Here is a 19,970-nt window from a genome sequence, read left to right on the forward strand (position 1 = left end):
TGAAAGTCGCACCCATGGCCCATACCCTTATGATTCAAGGCACCACCTCCGATGCCGGTAAAAGTTTGATGGTCACCGCCCTGTGCCGCCTGCTGCACCGGCAAGGGGTGGCGGTGGCACCCTTTAAACCCCAAAACATGGCCCTCAACAGCGCCGTCACCAGCGACGGGGGCGAAATTGGCCGCGCCCAAGCGCTGCAAGCTCGCGCCTGTGGCTTGGAACCCCATAGCGATTTTAACCCGATTTTGCTCAAACCCAACTCCGATGTTGGCGCCCAAGTGATTATCCAGGGCCGCTCGGTAGGCAATATGAAGGCGCTGGCGTACCACCATTTCAAGCCCCAAGCCATGCAGTATGTCTTGGCGGCCCATCAACGCTTGTGTCAACACTACGAGGTCATTGTGGTGGAGGGCGCAGGCTCACCTGCCGAGATCAACCTACGCGCCAATGACATCACCAACATGGGTTTTGCCACGGCGGTGGGCTGCCCGGTGTTGTTGGTGGGGGATATTGACCGGGGCGGCCTGTTTGCGCAGCTGGTGGGTACCATGCAGCTCTTAGCCCCCCCGGAACAGCAGTTGATTCAAGGGTTTTTGGTCAATAAATTTCGAGGCGACCCAGCCCTGTTGGCACCGGGGCTGGAACAACTTCAGCAGCTCACCGGCAAACCCACCCTAGGGGTACTACCCTACCTGCACGGCCTGCACCTGGAGGCCGAAGACTCTTTTTTTACCACCACTCCCGCCAATCCCCACGCCAAGCTGACGGTGGTGGTCCCCCGCCTGCCGCGTCTAAGCAACCATACCGATCTGGACCCACTACGCAGCCACCCCGACGTCGCCCTGCATCTGGTGGAGGCCGGGCAAGCGATCCCCGCTGCGGATTTAATCCTGCTCCCGGGCAGCAAGAGCGTGCGGGCCGATCTGCACTGGCTGCGCCAACAGGGCTGGCAAGCTGTACTGCAACGCCACCTGCGCTACGGTGGGCGGTTGTTGGGTATCTGCGGGGGTTTTCAAATGCTTGGCCGTCAGATTCATGATCCCCACGGCTTGGAAGGCAGCCCCGGCTCCATGGATGGGCTCCATTTATTAGAGATGCAGACCACCATCACCCCAGAAAAACAGCTTACCCGCCACACCGGCAACCTGTTGCAGGGAGGGGCCGTAGAGGGCTACCAGATCCACATGGGGCGCAGCTCAGGCCCCGCCTTGGCCCATCCACTGCTCACCCTGGAGGATGGCAGCCACGAGGGAGCCAGCAGCCAAGATGGGCAGATTAAGGGGAGCTATCTGCATGGTCTGCTGGACCATCCCGAAGCCCTCGCCAGCCTACTAAACTGGGCAGCCCCCCACCACAGCCTGCCGGTTCAGGATATTCGCCAGCTCCGCGAGGCCAGCATCGACCGGCTTGCCGATGCTTTTGCCGAGCATGTGGACATGGCCTTCATCCACGCGCTTCTGCACCGCGCCCAGCCCAACTAACGGGGCACCCCATCAAGGACCCGCCACCCGCAACGCGGATTGGGCCGTCACCTGTACCCGCAGCAAAACCGCCCCAAAACGGTCGGTCATAAACAGGGTTTTACCCGAACCACTGCGGCTTAACCAGATACCTTTGATGGAGTCGATGGGCAGTGCCACACTGGTACCGGGGCCCACCAACTGCACCTCACTTTCCGACACCGCCCAGGTTGCATCTTGCAGAGTAATGGTACCCTCCGCCGCCCCCGCCACCCAGCGAATGCGCACCTGCTTCATGGTAATCAGCAGCCCAGGCAATGCCTTGCGCTTGATCCGCTCCACAGTACGGCCAGGAATGGGCCGATCCCCCGCCTCGGAGACCGCCTTGAGCACCTCACCCATGGGTACATCAAACCGCTCGGAGGTGATCTGCATGGACTGTTTGGGGTGCAACCGCAGATGCTCCCGCACAATCTCATGCCAGCCGGTCAAGCCCATGCTTAGCGAATGGCCCGCCTGCTCCCCTTCTTTAATCTCCTTGGTAAAATCCACATACTTATCGGCATAACCCCGAGGCGTAATCATGATCCCTTCTTTAACAAAGGTCTCACCATTACCAATCAGCACCGTCGAGAGCATGCCGATCTCCTCATCCACCATCTTTTTAAGGGTGGTCATCACCACACTCTGGCGGGGACGATAGGCGGATTTAACAATGGCCACCGGGGTTTTGCCGCTGCGGTGGTGCAGCAAAATCTTTTGCGCCGCCACAATCTGCTCGGTACGCCGCCCACTCTTGGGGTTGTAGAGGGCAATGACAAAATCGGAGCAGGCCGCCGCATTCAAACGTTTGGCGATAACCGGCCAAGGGGTAAGCAGATCCGACAGCGAGATGCTACAGAAATCGTGCCCCAACGGAGCCCCCACCAGGGAGGCGCAGCTACTCAGCGCGGTACAGCCGGGCACCACCTCCACCGCAATGCCGCTGTCGGGGCTCCAACCGCTCTTAAAGAGCACCTCATAGGTGGGACCCGCCATACCGTAGATGCCCACATCCCCCGACGAGATGAGCGCCACCTTTTTACCCTGTTTGGCAAACACAATGGCCTCTTCACAGCGGTCCAGCTCTTCGGCCATGCCCTTTTTGACCACCTGTTGATGGCTAAGCAGCGGCTGGACCAAGCGAATATAGGTGGTATAGCCAATCACCACATCGGCATCCGCAATGGCCTCGCGGGCGCGGGCGGTCATATGGGCTTCGGCACCGGGACCCAACCCCACCAGATAGATTTTGCCTGCTTTCATGTGGCCATCCTCACCACCGATACGGTGGCATTTTTACCATCGGTTCCCCGATGTTTGCGTTTTTCCACCAACAGCGCCGCCCAACCGGGATTACCCCCGCTCAGCAGCGCAGCCGCCTCGGCCACCGCTGGGGTGCCCATATATTTGAGCACCACCGGCGAGGGGTTGGGCACCTTAACCGCAGCGAGGGCCTCTGCGCTGTGCAGATCCAGCGGCCAGCCCCACTTTTGGGCCAACTGGCAGAGCGCCAGCTCATCCCGTTTGGCCTCAATGGTGGCCAGCCGCTGCACATCCGCCAGGGTGCCGCCGGCCTCTTGCAAGGCCAACGCCACCGCCCTCTCCAAGGTCTCAAGCGGGGTGTTGCGATCACACCCCATGCCCAACACCAGCTTCATGGGATCACGACTCCTCGGGCACCCGATAGATGATCAACTTACCTTTTAGGCTCTCCAAAAAGGATTGCGACACAGGGCGGTTGGTCACCCATAAAATCCCCGCAAAGGCTTCCACCGGAACCTCTTCAAAGCGGTTAAAAAGCTGTACATTCTTGGGCAAGGGTTTATCTTCTGGCCACCAGTTGCGGCTACCTACCTCCTGCACAAAGGCCACCGCCTCTTCATTGACCATATGGGCAGAGACACGGGTAATATTATCTTTCAGGGCCTCCACCTTCCAGCCCAGCTCCCGACCCAGGATATCCACCGGAATGGTTTTACGCACATCCGATGCGGTGGTAATCACCGGCTCGGCCCCCAGCAGTTGCGCCACCAGCCGAGCGTGATCATTAGCGCCCCCCACATGACCGGCCAAAATAGGGATCACAAAGCGGGCGGCGTCATCCACACACACCACCCCAGGATCGCTCTCTTTGCTCTTAAGATGAGGGGCGATCAACCGCACCACCCCACCGATAGAGACAAAAAACACCAGCTGCTCAAAGCTGGCCAGCAGCTCCGCCATATGGTGCTTGATGGGGCCGCGCACCACCCCCTTGGCCCCTGTATAGTCGGCCACATGGGACTCAAATTTTTCGGAAACAAGCAGGGTGGTATTTTCCATCATGCTGACCAGCTTGAGCGCGTGGGCCACGCTATGCTTGGTGATGGCGATGACGGCGGTCTTGGGTTTGACACTATTGGTTTCGATCATTTCTTTCGACAGCCCCGCTGTAATGTAGGTTTGACCCGATTCGGGTTATGCACCAGCATCAGTGAGAGATAAGAGACCTTGCGCCCCCGCAACGTTCTAACATCCTCCACCAACCACTCCTGTTCACTGCCCGCTTTTTCCACAAAGCGGGCATGCTCTATAATGCCCTTCTGCTGCAACATATCCAACACTTGATCCAAAACCGGATTCACTTTCAGCAACGCAATGGTATCAAACTGCGCCAACAGTTGCTCAATCACCGCCACCCCATAGGCAGCCGGCACAATGGCCACCGTCTCATCCTGGTCGCACAGCACATCCTGCAAACGGGCCGCTGCGGCGTTAAAGGAGGTTACACCCGGAATAACCTCCACCGCCACCCCCCCATCCAGGGCCTGTACCGCACGCCGCACATGGTTAAAGGTTGAGTAGGTGGAGGCGTCCCCCTCCACCAAAAACAGCACATCCTCTCCCCCATTCAGCAGCTCCAACACCTGCCGCCCCGCCACCGCCCAGCTTTTAGCCAAGATCTCCGCATCCTTGGTCATGGGGAAAACCAGCGCGGTGTTACGCGCCGGGATCGCCAAACCACTACGCTGCACAATCTCCAGGGCATAACTCTCTGCCCCACTCTTTTTGACCGGATAGGTCCAGTGGGCGGCGCTCTGTAGGGCGCTCCAAGCGCCACGGGTGATCCACTGTGGATCACCCGGACCCAAAGAGACACCGATTAATCGGCCCTGTTGTGTTGGCATGATCAGGTTCCATGTCTGGCGGTAAGGATCCACACCGGGTTTTCTGCCTGCATACGGTGCATCTCTAAAATAGGCTGACTGCGGGAAATCTGCATCTGGATCAGCTCCCACACCATACCCAGCCGTTGTAACTGGTCAAGGGCCGTGGTTAGATTCTCCAGGGTAACAAAGTTCATCACCAAGCGCCCCTCGGGCAACAGACGCTGGGCCACCAACGCCAGCAGCGGGGCCAAATGGCCGCCAGAGCCCCCAATCACCACCGCATCCGGGTCCGGCCAGTTCTCCAGCCCCGCAGGGGCTTCGCCCAGATAGGCGCTGTAGTTTAAACAGCCCATCTGCTGCCGGTTGGCCTCCATAATCTCACGATCTGGCCCATTTTTCTCTATGGCATAGACATGGCCGGCCATGCGGGCGGCCTCTAACCCAATGGAGCCTGAACCCGCCCCAATATCCCACACGATGCTCTCACGATGCAGACGCAGCTGCGCCAGCGTCACCACCCGCACCTCTTTTTTGGTAATCAGCCCCTTATCGGGCTTACGCTGCTGGTAGCTGGCATCCTCCAACCCAAACAGGGGCAGCCGCTGGGGGGCGGTATTCTCGACAATCATCACATTGGGCTGGGCATAGTGGCCTGCGGCCACGGTAGCCGGGCTAAGATCCCGCTCCACCCGCTCATCATCCAGCAACAACTGCTGGGCCACATGCAAGAGCACATGCTCCCCCATACCCGCCGCTTGGATCGCCTGCGCGATGCGGGCAGGATCATTCTCCGGGCTGGTAAAGATACCCAATAGGGGCTGCTGCTGGATGCTCTGCATCACCCCGGTCAGGGGGTGTTCCGGCCCCAGCCCCGGCTGCCAAGCGCCACAATCGGCGGTGTGGGCCGATAAAATTTGCGCCTTTTGCCAAGGCAGCCCCAAACGGGCGAAGGCCCACTGCATCACCGAGGTGTTGGGGTGGATCTGGCAGGCATCCAGGCCCAATTTTTTCACCAGATAACTGCCAATGCCATGGCACAGGGGATCCCCCGTCGCCAGCACCAACACCGTCTCTTCCGCTTGCAAGCCGCGTTGCACCCACTGGGGCACTTTATCCAAATGGCCGGTCAGATCCAGGCGCTGCGCCTCTTCCGGCAACAGATCCTCAAACAGGGCGAAGGTACGCGGCACCCCAATCACCACCTGAGCCCGGCGCATTAATCCCACGCTCTGCCCATGCAACCCCTCGGGGCCATTATCCAATACGCCGATGATATGGCAGGGCTCAGCCATGGTAGCCTCCCTGGGCTTCGGTCACTTTGTTGCCCTCAAAATCACACACCAGAATACGCAGGGTAAAACGCCCCGCGTAGCGTTGGGTTAGAGTTTGCACCACCCGCTGGGCCAGATTGTCATAAAAGGGTAGGCTTAACCCCAGCTCTGCCATGCAATCACTGGCAAAGCGGGCGGTTTCGGCACGGCGTATCTCGTCACATACCGCCGCAGGGGCCCCCACCTCGGCAGCAATCTGCGCCACCAGCCCCATATTCACCGGATTACGCCCCGCATGGGTGTTGCGCTCGCCCTGGGCCATTTTCATCAATTTACCCACCATGCCCCCAATCACCACATGGGGGATGCCCGCTTTAACCACCGCCTCTAATGCGGGTTGTAAAAAATCCCCCATCTGCACAAAACAGGCCTCATGCAAGTGGGGCAGCTGGGCTTGGGTAAACCGCTCGGTACGGCCACCGGTGGTGAGCACCATGGTGCTCAATCCCTGTTTGGCGGCCACCTCAATATGCTGCTCCACACTGGCCCGAAAGGCAGAGGTTGAGTAGGCATGAACAATGCCGCTGGTGCCCAGGATCGAGATGCCCCCCACAATACCCAAACGAGGATTTAGCGTGCGTTTGGCCAGCTCATCCCCACCGGGGACCGAGATGGTCACTTCAATCCCACATTTTTCCAGATAGGGGGCGGCGACCGCCCGCACATTTTCTTCAATATTGGCGCGAGGTACCGGGTTGATGGCCGGGGCGCCAATCTCCAACCCCAACCCCAATTTGGTCACCACCCCAACCCCTTCGCCCCCTTTAAGCACAACCCGGTTGGGCTGGTCGGGCAGTGGCCGCAGATCAGCACTCATCGCCGCCCGATGGGTGACATCGGGATCATCCCCCGCATCTTTAATAATGACCGCATGGGCAACCGTGCCGGTGCAGGTAAGCGGCTCATCCTGCAAGCGCTCACCCAAACAGCCTTCGGCGACGCTAAACTGCACCTGCTGCCCATTGGGCAGCAGGCAGGCGACCTGATCCGGCACCCGCCCCTCCAGCAGACCCAAGGCCGCCGCGCGGGCCGCCGCTGCGGCGCAGGCTCCGGTGGTATAACCGCTACGGTTGCCCTTTTTCCGTTGAATCGTCGCCATTAGGGCTGGGCACATAGGCTAAGCAGGGCATGGATGGCCGCCACCACCATGGTCGAGCCCCCCTTGCGCCCATGGGTTACGATCCACGGCACCTGCTGCAACCCTTGCAGCGCCGCTTTGGATTCCGCCGCCGACACAAAGCCCACCGGCATCCCAATAATCAGGGCGGGCTGGCTCTCCCCCGCTTGCACCTGCCGAATCACCTCCAACAACGCCGTGGGGGCATTACCAATGCCCACAATAGCCCCTTGCATAAGCCCCCTATCACGGGCTTTACGCATGGCCTGTACCGCGCGGGTGGTATCCTCCTGCTTGGCTTTGGCCGCCACATCGTCATCATTAATAAACTGGTGGCAGCTCATACCAAAGTGTGCCAAACGGGCCTGGGAGAGCCCCACCCGGATCATCTCCACATCCGAGAGGATGGCCGCCCCCGCCTTGACCGCATCCATACCAGCCTGCATGGCGTCATCATGAAAGCGTGTCAGACCATTAAATTCAAAGTCGGCGGTAGCGTGAATCATACGCCGCACCACCTGCCACTGTGCCTCGCTATAGGGGTGGGGGCCGGCCTCGGCGTCCACGATGGCGAAGGAGTTATGCTCGATCTGGCGACCCGCACGGGTATCTTGTTCGGTAATGGCAATGGTCATACGTTTGCAAACTCTCTGGCTTTAGCGATGGAGTGGCCCATGGCTTTGTTAGCATGTTGGCGGGCAAATGTCTGTCTCTTTTTAAACAGCAATCTCGTTCTACCCTTTAGTGGTGGTGATGCTGCCCATGTCCATGCTCTTGGGCAAAAGCGCGATATTTACAGCCATCGCACTCCATTAACGGCTGGTGACCTACCCCCGTCAACGCCTCACCCACTTTGTGATCCAAGAGGTCAAAAATCTCCTCTTCAAAACCAAAATAGCCCCCCAAGGCAAAAGCAATCGTCGGATACTGCCGCTCCAAGCGAGCCACCTGCTGCCGAATGCGCTCCATCAAGGTGCCGGTAAACAGATAGTAGGGGGCCACCACAATCTGGCTCATACCCAACTTTACCTGACGCTGCACCACCTGCTCCAAACGGGGAAAGGTGATGCCCGTAAAGGCGATATCCACCAGCTCATGGGGGGTCTCTTCCCAGATCCAGCGGGCCATTTTGGCCACCTCGCCATTGGCCCCGATGTCCGACGAACCCCGCGCCAACACCACCACCCCGGTGGTGCAAGGATCCGGCAGATGCATCTCCAACATGGCCCGGTGCAACTGCCGCTTCACCGCCTTAAACACCCCCTCTACCGAGCCAAAATGTGAAACATAGACAAATTCGACCCCCTCATGCCGCTGCCGCGCCGCCGCCAACTGCTCTGGGATCTCCATCTTGACATGCCCCGCCGCATTAATCACCAGGGGCACCACCACCACCCGTGTCGAACCCTGGGCGGCGCGGTCCAACCCCTGGGCCAACAAAACCTCGGCAAACTCAATAAAACAAAGCTCTACCCGCCAATCCCCATGCCGCTTTTGCCACATTTCGGCAAACTTCTCCACTTCACGATTACCCTTGGCATGCCGGGAACCATGCCCCACCAATAGTATGGTATCACTCATTAGGTTTGCTTTCCTTGATCGTCGTCTGCCACACCCCGTCTAAAACCATGGGAAAAGTGTGCATCGTAGAGTTTTGACTTTTTCAGACCCACCCGCCCCCGCGCACCCAGCGCGGGACTGGCTATAATCATCGTTTGGCTCTTAATCCCCGCCGCCCGGCAGCGGGCCACCAGATCCTCCCCCAACCGCCCCCGTACAATCTGCTCCTCACCCGGCCAACTGGCTTTATAGACCACCAACAGGGGGGCCTCCTCGTGCCAGCCCGCCGCCAACAAAGCCTGCTGCACCTGGGCCAACAAGGTCACAGACAAAAAAATGCAGAGCGTCGTACCATGCCGCGCCAAATCGGCCAACTGCTCCCCGGCGGGCATGGGGGTACGCCCCTCCATGCGGGTAAACATCACCGTTTGCGTCACCTCGGGCAGGGTCAGGCTCTCCACCGCCGCCGCCGCCGAGGCAAACGCCGACGAAACCCCCGGCACCACCCGTGACGCGATGCCCACTGCATCCAACGGCTGCACCATCTCCACCAAGGAACCATACAGCGAAGGATCACCCGTCTGTAAGCGCACCACCACCTTGCCCACCCCCGCATGGGCGCTCAACCAGTCGGTAATCTCCTGTAACGCCATGCCCTTGGAGTCCGCTACCACACACTCCGTGCGGCACCACGCCAACGCCCCCTCGGCCACCAACGAACCGGCATACAAAACGGCATCCGCCCGCTCTAACAGACGCCGCCCCTTCACCGTAATCAAATCGGGATCCCCTGGACCCGCCCCCACAAACCACACCGTCGGCTTGTCTGCGTCTACCATTACACGAACACCCTTTGTTATGGCCCTAACGACGGACGCAACAGCCGCGCCGCCGCCCACGGGTTGGAAGGAAAATAGAGATGCAGATAACTGGCCGTTACCCCCCCCAAGCGATATACCGCCTCACCCACCCGGGTTTTACGCTGAGGCGTTGCCTGACACAGCGGCTCTAGAGCCATTTCTAAAGCGGAATGGTGAAAGGTGTGTGCCCGCAACACCCCCTCGGGCAGTGCCACCTGCTGCATACCCAAATTCACCCGCTCCTTCTGCATGGTGGCCCGCCCCGGCAACGCCCCCACCAACGCCCCGCTGCACCCATCATGATGGCGCAATTGCTCCAACAGATAGAGCATTCCCCCACACTCTGCCAACACCGGTTTATCCGCCGCGCAATGGGCCCGCACGGCGGCCAACATGGCACCGTTGCCCGCCAACTCCGCCAAACAGAGTTCCGGATAGCCCCCCGGCAGATAGAGGGCGTCACATGGGGGTAAACAGGCATCCTGCACGGGCGAAAACCACACCACCTCGGCACCCATCTGCCGCAGCAGATCCACATTGGCCGCATAGACAAAGCGAAAGGCCCGATCCCAGGCAATGGCAACCCGCCACCCCTGCAACCACCCCGGCCACGGTTGCGCCTGGGGGGGGGCGGTGAAGGCAACAGAGGGGGGCAACTGGCCCAGCGCATGCCCCGCCAAACTGGCCGCCATGCCCTGCAACCGCCCCTCCAGATCCGCCACCTCTTCGGCCTGCACCAGCCCCAAATGACGACTGGGCAGCCCCCCATCGGACCAGCGCGGCAGCGCCCCCAGATAGGGCACCCCCGCCGGTATCGACTCTGCCACCATCGCCTCATGGGTGGGGCTGGCGATCCGGTTGGCCACCACCCCCCACAGGGGCAACTCTGCATCATAACGGCTCAAGCCCAGCGCCAACGCCCCAAAGGTCTGCGCCATGGCGGCCGCACTCAACACCACCACCACCGGCAAGGCAAACCGTTTGGCCAACACCGCCGCAGAAGGGGTACCATCAAACAGCCCCATGGCCCCCTCGACCAAAATCAGGTCCACCTGGCTGGCCGCCTCATAGAGCAGCCCCTGCACATGGGCTTCATCCCCCATCCACAGGTCCAGTTGATAAACCGGCTCACCGCTGGCTTGCTGATGAATTTGGGGATCTAAAAAATCGGGACCAACCTTAAATACCCGCACCCGCCGCCCCAGGTTGCGATGGTGCCGCGCCAAGGCCGCCGTCACCGCCGTTTTTCCATCCCCCGAGCTACCCCCGGCCACCATCAAGGCCGGGCAACTGAGGGCAGGCGCATCACCACTCATACCGCGCCACCCTCCAGCAACAACCCATCCCGCAACACCACCCGCCGCTGGGTCACTTGCGCCAAAAACCGGCGGTCGTGGGAGATCACCACCAACGCCTGAGGCAACCCTTGCAGCAGCGCCACCAAACGGGCCTCTGCCGCTTCATCCAGGGCATTGGTTGGCTCATCCAATAACAGCACATCCGGCTGCATGGCCAACACCGTCGCCAAGGCCACCATGCGCTTCTCCCCCCCCGAAAGATGGTGGGTGATGCGCGTTTCATACCCACTCATCTGCAACTGCGCCAAAACCTCTTCCACAATGGCAGCGGCCTGCTGGGGACTCTTACCCAAATTGAGCGGACCAAAGGCAATATCCTCGGCCACGGTGGGGGAAAAAAGTTGATCATCGGCATCCTGAAACAGCAGCCCCGTACGGGCCCGTACCGGTATAAAATCCACCTCTGCCTTGCACAACCGGCCATAGGCGTAAACTTGCCCCTGCTGGGGCAGTAACAGGCCCATCATCACATGAAACAGGGTGGTTTTACCGCTGCCATTGCCCCCCGTTAATGCCACCCGCTGCCCCGGCTGTAGCTCAAAATCCGCCCCGCTCAATACCGGATGCCCCGTCCGGTAGCTGTAGTGCAGATCATGCAGGGCAAACACACGCTCCCCCATCACCACCCCCCCAACACCAGCAGCAACAGCCCAAAACAGAGCCCAAACAGCCCATCCCCACGCCCCAATCCCATGGGACTGAGCACATAAAAATGGCCAGTAAACCCCCGGCATTTCATGGCCGCATAAATGCGCTCGGAACGCTCCAACGAGCGCACCAGCAGCATCCCAAACAGATAGCCGAAACTGCGCCACGTATGCCCATTGCTGCGGGGTTGAAAACCACGGCATTTCATGGCGATACGCAGACGCCCATACTCCATCCGCAACACCTCCAGATAACGGGCGGTAAACAGCAGAATCAACACCAACTTATCCGGCACCCCCAAGCGGTGCAGCGCATGCCCAAGCTGGTGGGGCTCCTGGGTGCCCACCAAGGCCAGCAGCATGAGCATAACCCCCACCGCTTTCAGGCCAATCTCGGCCGCTTGCTGCAACCCCTGCCAACTGGCTTGCCAGGGGCCCACACTAAACCATAGCTCACCGGCCACACTAAAGGGCAACATCACCAGCAGAAACACCACAAACAGATCCACCCCCAAGGTGCGTTTGATGATGGTGCGCCACGGCAGACGCGCCATGAGCACCATAGCCAGCCCCATAGCCACCCCCGCACCAAGGGGCTCCAGCTCGTGCAGCGCGACCTGCACCAGCGCGAACAGCAAGGCACACACAATGCGCAGCCGTGGGTCGATACGGTGCAGCCAACTGGCCTGGGGCAGCGCCGCCAACGCCGCTGTCCGCACTGGGGCAACCGTATGGCTCACGGAGGATTAACCCCACGGCGACGGCTCCACCCCATGGCCAAGCCGGTCAAACCCAAAATATAGCCCAACCCACCCAGGATATCTTGCAAGCGCACCTTGTTTTCATACTGTAAAAGCTGTTTGCGCAGGGGCTTAATCTGTTTGGCAACCGCGCTTTCAATCATACGCTCCAACTGCGCCGCATCCAGCATCGAGGGCGCCGCGATGGGCAAAATCTCGCCCTCTTGCGCCAGCTTTTCGCCCCCACTTTGAACCGTACTTTGCCCCCCACCCTCTTGATCCAAACTGGAGCTGGCTGGGGTTGTGGCTTCTGTACCATCCCCGCTTAACTGCTCGGCAGGCAGGGTCAGTTCCACCACATGTCCGGCCCCGGCATCCACCCGAAAATGGTAATCCATCACCTGCTGCGCGTGAAAACGAAAGATACCCTCGGCATCACTGCGGGTCTGCCCCAGCAGTCTGCCCTCAGCATCATACATGCTCACCGCTACATCACGGGCCGCCCCGCCCCCACTAAAACCCACCTCACCCTCAATCTGCATCCCCTCAGCGTAGAGATCCGCCACCATATTGTGGGCCCAAACCATCCCACTTTGCAGGGCGAACAGCGCAAAGGCCAACAGACCCGCCAGGATTAACGGCGGCGCTTTTGGCTCGACCGCCTTAACCGGCGCAACCGGGATAAAGTGAGGGGTAAACAGTGCAGGCTTAACCCGCTGGATCAACACCACCGCCGCACCGGTCAGCACCCCCTCCACCAGCATAATCGGCAGATGCGCCAGCAATACCGCTTTGGCCGTTAAGAGAAAAGCATCCCCACTCAGATAGAGCGATAATGCCACCATTACCGAGGTTAACAAGATCGCCAGACCACCACCCAACGCACCCCAATAAAAAGCGCGCTTACTGCTGTTGTTCCCTGCCAAATGGGGCCGCACCAGCGCGGCTACGACCACCCCAGGCAGGGCAATATTGACCACATTAACCCCCAGCACCAACAGCCCGCCAAAACCAAAGAAGACCGCCTGCAACAACAACCCCACCAACAGCGCCGGAAAAGCGGCCCACCCCAACACCAACCCCACCAAACCATTTAAAATCAGGTGAACACTCGAAGGGCCAATGGGCACATGGATTAACGAGGCCAAAAAAAAGGCGGCACTCAGCAACCCCACTTGGGGAATATGTGCCTCATCCATCCGTTTTAAACCCAGCGCACAACCAAGCAGCGCCACACCACCCCCCACCACCAAGACAACAGGGGCCAACGCACCATCCACAATGTGCATAATCCTATCCCCCTAACGCAGTTCTGTGGCGCTTATCCAGAGCACCGCGTCCTGGCTTAACGCTTTGCCTTGATAGCGCTTATCTGGCCCCACCCCCAAAGCGGCAAAACCCCACCATCCCGCCCGGGGAATACCAAAGGTAAACACCCCATTGGCATCGCTAATCGCGACCAAGACCGAGGCCGGGGGGGTCACTCGGCTCGCCCCAAAGCGATTGGCTTGCAGATCCGGCTGACCATTAATCCACTCAATCTCAATTTCAGCCCCGACCACGGGCTGCCCCTCACTGAGCACCACACCACTAAAGGTGCTCCCCACCAAAATAGCGGTGGGCTTGTTCAAGGGTACAATTTCAGCCTTTAACCCCAACGGCTGCTCCCATCCGCTAGGCAGCCCCCCTTTATTGACAAAGCTTTTGGTAAGCTGCTGGATATAAAGCTCCTCGCTGGGCTCAAAATAGGGGGTAGGCTCGACCACAAAGATATAGTCGCCATTGCGCTTAATCGGTACCTCGGCGGCAAAGGCCGTATTGCCATTGCTTGGTCCCTGCCAGGTAATCTCTGTTAGCGCGGGCAGCAGCTCCTCCCGTTTATCTTTGTGCCAGTAATAAAAGGCTTGCGGGCGGGCCATGGACATCACATGACCATTTTCCAGGGGATGGGCGAAGATCAGCCGTATGGGCAGGGTGGCCGCTTTGCTAAGATTAACTTCTGGGGTGTAGAGCAGTTGAAAGTGAGCCTGTGCCCCACTGCTATAGAGCAGCGTCCAGAGCACAAGCAGAAGTGTGTTTGCTGTTTTTTTTGATTGAGACATGACCAACCCATCCTTTTATCGGCGAAAAGGGATTTGTACCATGGGCTAGCTTTTTTCAGCGGGGAAAATGAGACGAGGAACACCAGGGATGGTGTGGATCATCACCGCTCCAAAATCGCGAGAGCCCGGATATCATCCGCCTTTCAAGACGGATGCCCCCGGCAGGTCTTCGGACTTGAGAGCATGGGCAGCACCGGCCAAGCCTATGCTACCACCCTACGGCTGCGACTTCCCCTGCCACGTGGGGCAGAGTGTCTGGTGGCGACCCTTTACCTTAAAGAGCACCCCCTAGCAGCTTTCGTTCTCTCACACCGCTGCGCGACAGTCCCGGATTTACACCGGGTTCCCTGTTTCCGTACCGCCAAGGCGGCACACCGGAGAGGCGTTATCTATGGCACACCCCTTCCCAAAAAGCAAGCGCTGCTTAACGCACCTCTGCGCCTACCGCACACGCCTTTAACCTGCAAGACGTTGCGCACCGCCACCATGCAATCCCTGTATAACCCGCAACACCCTACCCCTCGCCAGCCGCCCTCCAACTGAGGTGCCATAACGCCTGTCGCACAGGGCCATTCCACCCCCTAAAAAAACAAGCGGCGAACCCTTGGGGTCCGCCGCTGTTATTCATGCAGCATCATCGCTTTAATGCGGGGCTTGAAGCCCTTAATCAAGCACCTCAAAGGCAACGGCCATCTCATCACCAGGGTTAACCTTTTGCCCCAAGCCGATAACCCCCTTACCCAACAACTGATGCTCATCCCGATGCACCAAAAAGACCTCGCCCTGTTCCGTGATCACATAGGTACCATTGGTGCTCTGGTCAACCACCACAAAGCGATCCCGCTTAAACTCCAAGCGACAATGCAGCCGCGACGCCATATTATCCAACACCCGCAGATCGCTCTGCTGGCCCCGACCCAAAGTCAAGTTGGCATTGTTGGGTCCAAGCTCTATGCGCGAGGCACCATTGCTTACCACCATGGATGCCGTCTTAGGCGCACAATCAATGGACGAAGGCATGCCGCCCATCACGGTTAAATCATCTTCTTCCCCCCAGGTGATCTCAAAGATCTCCAGCGGTTTGGCTTTACCCTTAACCGTGGTGGTAATCACCGGACGACTATCTTCGGCGATATCCGGGTCCAACATCCCCAAGGTCTCGCCCGTGGTGATAATCTGGTCGGCCTTGGCCTGGGCCGCCATACGTGCCGCTGTGTTCACCGCATCGCCAAACACATCCACCCGCTGGCGCTCCATTTCGCGGATCACCTCGCCAAAGTGAAAACCAATGCGTATTCGCAAAGCGGCTCCCAAAGCATGGGCATTGTTGGTGACATCCTCTTGCATCTGGATGGCCGCTTCAGCCGCGCTATCGGCGGTATTGAAGGTACACATGACCTCATCACCAATGGTTTTCACCACTTTACCCTGGTGAACCTCGGTAATCGCCGTCAGCAACTCGATACAGCGGGAGGTCACTTCCCGCGCTTTGGTGTCACCAAACTGCTCGTAGAGTTTGGTACTACCTGCAATATCGGCGAACATAATCGCCAGACGCGTCTTTTCTCTCATGGTTTCATACCTTACGGTGAAACAATTTATGCTTCGGGCACCATGGCTAGGATGACCGTGACATTATCCTTACCACCCGCCTGTTTGGCAAGATCAACAAGCACCTGAGCCTGGGCCTCCAGGTTGTCGGGGTTGGTCTCAGCCATCACCATCGCCATGGCAGCCTCCGACACCATACCGTGCAATCCATCGGAACAGACCAGCAACACATCCCCAGGTCGAGGTTCAAACAACGTAATATCCGGAGCCACCGCACCCGTGGGGCCCATCGCCTGGGTCAAAATATTTTTGGAGGGCGCTTTTCCCTTGGAGCCAAACGCCTTCCACTGTTCATACATCGAGTGATCGCGGGTAAGAGGCTTTAACCCCTCGTCACGCAACAGGTAGAGACGGCTATCCCCCACATGAAAAATGATCCCCGTCTCGGCATCTTCTGCTAGCCACATGCCCACCACCGTGGCCCCCATGCCAGCACCCTCACTGTAACCCCGCTCTCGATTTAAGCGGTTTACCCGGCTGTTGGCATAATTAACCGCTTCACGCATACAAAAAGCATTGGGATCGGCCAATTCATCCAGGGTCGGGCTATCTTCATCGTCCTCTACCGAGGGCGCCACCGCCACCCCATGGGGCAGGGTTGGCTCACCGCGCTCGTGCAAAAAAAACTCTAGCGCCGTCACCACCAAGTTGCTGGCCACCTCGCCGGAATCGTGCCCACCCATACCGTCGGAGACCACCATCAGCCCCAACTCTGGCACAATCCGAAAACTGTCTTCGTTAAGTGTGCGCACACAGCCTACATCCGTAAGCCCTACGCACAGCATATTTGGCCCGATCTTTTGCATCATCGCCGCTTTTCGCCCGTAAAAAAGGGTTGCGTCAACTCCAACCACCAAGGGCCCGTATCCACAAGGTCCCATTCTGGTCAGTATAAAGATTTTTATCGCTGATTCCAGTAATCTATCTTGGAAACAGATAATTTCTGAAACATTTCGTCATACCCGCCCCCCTCCACGCCAAAGAGATGTACTCCGGTGGGTAAATTTGCTAAACTCGCTGCCCTTGAGCTCGCACATAAAGCACAACTGGGGCCAACTTGGTGATCATCCATCACCTCGGTCAACCCTATGTTTGCTCCATCTATACATCTATAAACAAGGATAAGGGAAAGCCATGGCCGATCTGCCTTTTCGCCCACGTCGACTGCGTACAACACCCGCAATCCGTGCCATGGTAAGGGAAAACCATCTGCGCGCTGTGGATTTGATCTACCCCATCTTTATCGTGCCGGGCCAGCAGATCCGCAAACCGGTGGTCTCCATGCCCGGTGTTAGCCAACTCTCCATCGACCAAGCCATTGAGGTGTGCCAACACGCTTATGATTTGGGCGTTGGTGGTGTTATTTTGTTTGGTATTCCCGACCATAAAGATGCCGCCGGCAGCGAAAGCTTTGCCGAGCAGGGTATCTTGCAACAGGCCATTCACGCCATTAAAGCGGCGGTGCCTGATCTCTACCTGATTGCCGATGTCTGCATGTGTGAATATACCGACCATGCCCATTGCGGTATCCTAGTGGATGGGCAGGTAGACAATGACCGCACCCTCAGTGTGCTGCAACGCATTGCGGTCAGTTATGCCGATGCGGGCATTGATATGGTGGCCCCCTCGGGCATGATGGACGGTATGGTACGTCACATTCGCCTGGGGCTGGACGCCAAGGGCTATACCCAAATTCCGATTATGTCCTATGCCATCAAATATGCCTCGGCCTTTTACGGACCCTTCCGGGATGCCGCCGAAAACACCCCCAGCTCGGGGGATCGGCGGGGTTACCAGATGGACCCCGCCAACCGCCGTGAAGCCATCAAAGAGGCCGAACAGGATATTTTGGAAGGGGCGGATATTCTTATGGTCAAACCTGGCCTGCCCTACCTGGATATTGTGCGGGATCTACGCAACCACACCAACCGCCCCACCGCGGTGTATAACGTGAGCGGCGAATACGCCATGATTAAAGCCGCCGCTATGAATGGTTGGATTGATGAACAAGGCACTGTGCTTGAGATGCTGTTAGGCTTTAAACGGGCCGGAGCGGATATGATTTTGACCTACCATGCACTGGATGCTGCACGCTGGTTGCAAGGCTGAGCATGGGACCCTAGCCCAACGATTGGCCTTCCCCCTTGCCCATGGGGGGGGAAGGTTTACATCCCCTTTGTCTGTAACCCCAACAACACCGCAAATGGATCCCGATTATGAGTAAATCACGCGCCCTTGGCCTGCTCTCTGGTGGTTTGGATAGCATGTTGGCGACCAAGTTGCTGATGGAACAGGATATTGAGGTTCATTGCGTCAATTTTTACACCGGCTTTTGTGTGCAGTCCCACACCGGCGCGATCCGCGCCAAAGCGGGCGATCCCCCCCCCAAGCATGACGCCCTGCACGCCGCACAAATTCTGGGGATTAAGCTCCACATCGTGGATATTTCTGAAGAGTATGTGGAGATTGTCACCAACCCCAAGTATGGCTATGGGAAAAATCTTAATCCCTGTATGGATTGCAAAATCTTTATGATCAAAAAAGCCTGGGCGCTCAAAGAGCAGTTGGGCTTTGATTTTCTCTTTACGGGAGAGGTCGTCGGACAGCGCCCCATGAGTCAACGCAAGGACACCATGCCGGTGGTCCCCCGCGAGGCTGGGGTCGAAGGGTGGCTGGTACGCCCTCTTTCCGCCAAGCGCTTGCCAGAGACGCAACCGGAGTTGCTGGGCATGGTTGATCGGCAGCGGCTGCTGGATTTTCATGGCCGCACCCGCAAACCGCAGATGGCACTGGCCAAGCAGTATGGATTGACCGACTATCCCGCCCCGGCGGGGGGCTGCTGTTTTCTGACGGATGAAAACTACAGCAAGCGTTTGCAGGATCTCTGGGATACCCGGGGGGAGAAAAAATATAGCATGGATGATATTATCCTGCTCAAAGCGGGCCGCCATCTACGCCTCTCGGCAAGCTGTAAGATGGTGATTGGTCGGGAAGAGGCAGAGAACAATTTTCTACAAGGCTTCCGCCTTGGGCGTATCTTGATCCGGGCTCATGGGGTACCCGGTCCGGTTGCACTGGTTGAGGGTGCCGCCAGCGAAAGCGAGATCACCACCGCCTGCCGGGTCGCCGCCCGCTTTGGCAAAGGCAAAAATTTAGCGACGATCGAGATGATTGTGGAACAAAACGGTCGCGAAAGCATCCGCAGCGTCGCCCCCATGCCTGCTGAGCAGATCCCCGAAACTTGGTACATCGCGTAATAAGGCCCCCACAACGGGCCACATAGCCCCGTCCGCTTGCCCTATCCATATCGGGTGAAAATTGCCAGGAGGCCAATTTCCTGAAAAAAATCGACGATGGCGTTATCCACACCGAATACACCGAATACACCGAAAGTCTGAATTTTGATCTCATCAATCATGGGGGTAGGCACGATGGCCTGTTCCTTGGTCCGCTGTCTCATGTCTCATGAAGCTGGCCTCGTTCATGAGCTATATTGTTGATTAAACACAACAATTATAGCTAACACAGGCAAGATGTGTCTTTGATTTGCTTGGATATTCTCAGCCTAATGGGCGGTTATGAACTGCGAAAGTTGAGAAACCTGTTGCACACCGAGATCGCCCAACCAACTTGACCCCCTGTTCATCACATACAATATCCTAACACCGCCTATCCGAATTATGTTACGACGCTATCGCTTGCTTTGATTAGTTATTATATTTCGTTTCTTAAAGCAGCACCACAGAGCAAGCACAATAAATGTTTTAACATTCTGCTTTACATATATTATATAGAGGATCTGGCTCGATACCTTAAAATTTTCACTCCTGACCGACTTTAATAGCACGGTCACGGCCACCAACATTTACTTGGATGGTAACGCCAACGCAGCTGGTACTGCCACGACAACCTTTGCAGGCAATGTGACCGCCACCGCGATCACTTTGGACTCAGCAACAGGTGTGGGAGATATATCGTCGTATGACGTAACGC

19 protein-coding genes, 1 pseudogene and 1 riboswitch are annotated in these 19,970 nt (G+C 58.1%); of the genes and pseudogenes, 3 read left to right on the forward strand and 17 right to left on the reverse strand.

Annotated features, from left to right (window positions below; genetic code table 11):
• The first annotated feature begins 14 nt into the window (after positions 1-14).
• Positions 15-1,481, forward strand: a complete 1,467-nt coding sequence (locus MMC1_RS16020; protein WP_041642981.1) for a cobyric acid synthase — start codon at positions 15-17, stop codon at positions 1,479-1,481.
• A gap of 12 nt (positions 1,482-1,493) precedes the next feature.
• Here the strand turns inward: MMC1_RS16020 and cobJ are convergent, their stop codons facing one another.
• The 16 genes from cobJ to MMC1_RS16100 form a co-directional block, all read right to left on the reverse strand.
• Complete coding sequence (cobJ, locus tag MMC1_RS16025; RefSeq protein ID WP_011714681.1) at positions 1,494-2,765, reverse strand: precorrin-3B C(17)-methyltransferase; 1,272 nt, start codon at positions 2,763-2,765, stop codon at positions 1,494-1,496.
• A complete protein-coding gene (locus MMC1_RS16030) occupies positions 2,762-3,160 on the reverse strand; it encodes a cobalamin biosynthesis protein (protein WP_011714682.1) in 399 nt (132 codons plus the stop codon). Before MMC1_RS16030 ends, cobJ begins: the two co-directional genes overlap by 4 nt.
• Before the next feature lie 4 nt (positions 3,161-3,164).
• Positions 3,165-3,914, reverse strand: a complete 750-nt coding sequence (locus tag MMC1_RS16035) for a cobalamin biosynthesis central domain-containing protein (RefSeq protein ID WP_011714683.1) — start codon at positions 3,912-3,914, stop codon at positions 3,165-3,167.
• A complete protein-coding gene (cobI, locus tag MMC1_RS16040) occupies positions 3,911-4,669 on the reverse strand; it encodes a precorrin-2 C(20)-methyltransferase (protein ID WP_011714684.1) in 759 nt (252 codons plus the stop codon). Before cobI ends, MMC1_RS16035 begins: the two co-directional genes overlap by 4 nt.
• A 2-nt stretch (positions 4,670-4,671) precedes the next feature.
• Positions 4,672-5,943, reverse strand: a complete 1,272-nt coding sequence (locus MMC1_RS16045) for a bifunctional cobalt-precorrin-7 (C(5))-methyltransferase/cobalt-precorrin-6B (C(15))-methyltransferase (protein ID WP_011714685.1) — start codon at positions 5,941-5,943, stop codon at positions 4,672-4,674.
• Entirely contained in the window at positions 5,936-7,081 is a 1,146-nt protein-coding gene (locus tag MMC1_RS16050) for a cobalt-precorrin-5B (C(1))-methyltransferase (protein ID WP_011714686.1), read from the reverse strand. The genes MMC1_RS16045 and MMC1_RS16050 overlap by 8 nt, the downstream gene beginning before the upstream one ends.
• Positions 7,081-7,734: a precorrin-8X methylmutase gene (locus MMC1_RS16055; protein ID WP_011714687.1), complete on the reverse strand. Its 654-nt coding sequence runs from the start codon at positions 7,732-7,734 to the stop codon at positions 7,081-7,083. The genes MMC1_RS16050 and MMC1_RS16055 overlap by 1 nt, the downstream gene beginning before the upstream one ends.
• A gap of 106 nt (positions 7,735-7,840) precedes the next feature.
• Positions 7,841-8,680 (reverse strand): sirohydrochlorin chelatase, encoded by an 840-nt coding sequence (locus MMC1_RS16060; RefSeq protein WP_011714688.1) that lies wholly within the window; start codon positions 8,678-8,680, stop codon positions 7,841-7,843.
• Positions 8,680-9,498 carry a precorrin-4 C(11)-methyltransferase gene (gene cobM / locus MMC1_RS16065; RefSeq protein WP_011714689.1) on the reverse strand — a complete coding sequence of 273 codons (819 nt, stop codon included), beginning with the start codon at positions 9,496-9,498 and terminating at the stop codon, positions 8,680-8,682. The genes MMC1_RS16060 and cobM overlap by 1 nt, the downstream gene beginning before the upstream one ends.
• A gap of 17 nt (positions 9,499-9,515) precedes the next feature.
• Entirely contained in the window at positions 9,516-10,835 is a 1,320-nt protein-coding gene (locus tag MMC1_RS16070) for a cobyrinic acid a,c-diamide synthase CobB (RefSeq protein ID WP_011714690.1), read from the reverse strand.
• Entirely contained in the window at positions 10,832-11,497 is a 666-nt protein-coding gene (locus MMC1_RS16075; protein WP_011714691.1) for an energy-coupling factor ABC transporter ATP-binding protein, read from the reverse strand. Before MMC1_RS16075 ends, MMC1_RS16070 begins: the two co-directional genes overlap by 4 nt.
• Entirely contained in the window at positions 11,497-12,264 is a 768-nt protein-coding gene (gene cbiQ / locus MMC1_RS16080) for a cobalt ECF transporter T component CbiQ (RefSeq protein WP_011714692.1), read from the reverse strand. Before cbiQ ends, MMC1_RS16075 begins: the two co-directional genes overlap by 1 nt.
• Positions 12,261-13,553 (reverse strand): cobalt transporter CbiM, encoded by a 1,293-nt coding sequence (gene cbiM / locus MMC1_RS21400; protein ID WP_011714693.1) that lies wholly within the window; start codon positions 13,551-13,553, stop codon positions 12,261-12,263. Before cbiM ends, cbiQ begins: the two co-directional genes overlap by 4 nt.
• A gap of 12 nt (positions 13,554-13,565) precedes the next feature.
• A complete protein-coding gene (locus MMC1_RS16090) occupies positions 13,566-14,366 on the reverse strand; it encodes a DUF4198 domain-containing protein (RefSeq protein WP_011714694.1) in 801 nt (266 codons plus the stop codon).
• Between the two features lie 143 nt (positions 14,367-14,509).
• Positions 14,510-14,760: riboswitch (cobalamin riboswitch) on the reverse strand.
• A 269-nt stretch (positions 14,761-15,029) separates the two neighbouring features.
• Complete coding sequence (locus MMC1_RS16095; RefSeq protein WP_011714695.1) at positions 15,030-15,938, reverse strand: adenylate/guanylate cyclase domain-containing protein; 909 nt, start codon at positions 15,936-15,938, stop codon at positions 15,030-15,032.
• Between the two features lie 26 nt (positions 15,939-15,964).
• Positions 15,965-16,786 carry a PP2C family protein-serine/threonine phosphatase gene (locus tag MMC1_RS16100; protein ID WP_160162726.1) on the reverse strand — a complete coding sequence of 274 codons (822 nt, stop codon included), beginning with the start codon at positions 16,784-16,786 and terminating at the stop codon, positions 15,965-15,967.
• Between the two features lie 325 nt (positions 16,787-17,111).
• Here MMC1_RS16100 and hemB point away from each other — a divergent pair, with 325 nt between their 5' ends.
• Entirely contained in the window at positions 17,112-18,086 is a 975-nt protein-coding gene (hemB, locus tag MMC1_RS16105) for a porphobilinogen synthase (protein ID WP_011714697.1), read from the forward strand.
• A gap of 107 nt (positions 18,087-18,193) precedes the next feature.
• Positions 18,194-19,234, forward strand: coding sequence for a tRNA (5-methylaminomethyl-2-thiouridylate)-methyltransferase (locus tag MMC1_RS16110; RefSeq protein ID WP_011714698.1), 1,041 nt, complete (start codon positions 18,194-18,196; stop codon positions 19,232-19,234).
• 44 nt (positions 19,235-19,278) lie between these two features.
• Here the strand turns inward: MMC1_RS16110 and MMC1_RS21755 are convergent.
• Positions 19,279-19,437, reverse strand: a pseudogene (locus MMC1_RS21755) (IS4-like element ISMasp2 family transposase); the annotation flags it as partial.
• Between the last annotated feature and the right edge of the window lie 533 nt (positions 19,438-19,970).

Source organism: Magnetococcus marinus MC-1 (assembly GCF_000014865.1).
In the GTDB taxonomy this organism is placed as follows: Bacteria; Pseudomonadota; Magnetococcia; order Magnetococcales; family Magnetococcaceae; genus Magnetococcus; species Magnetococcus marinus.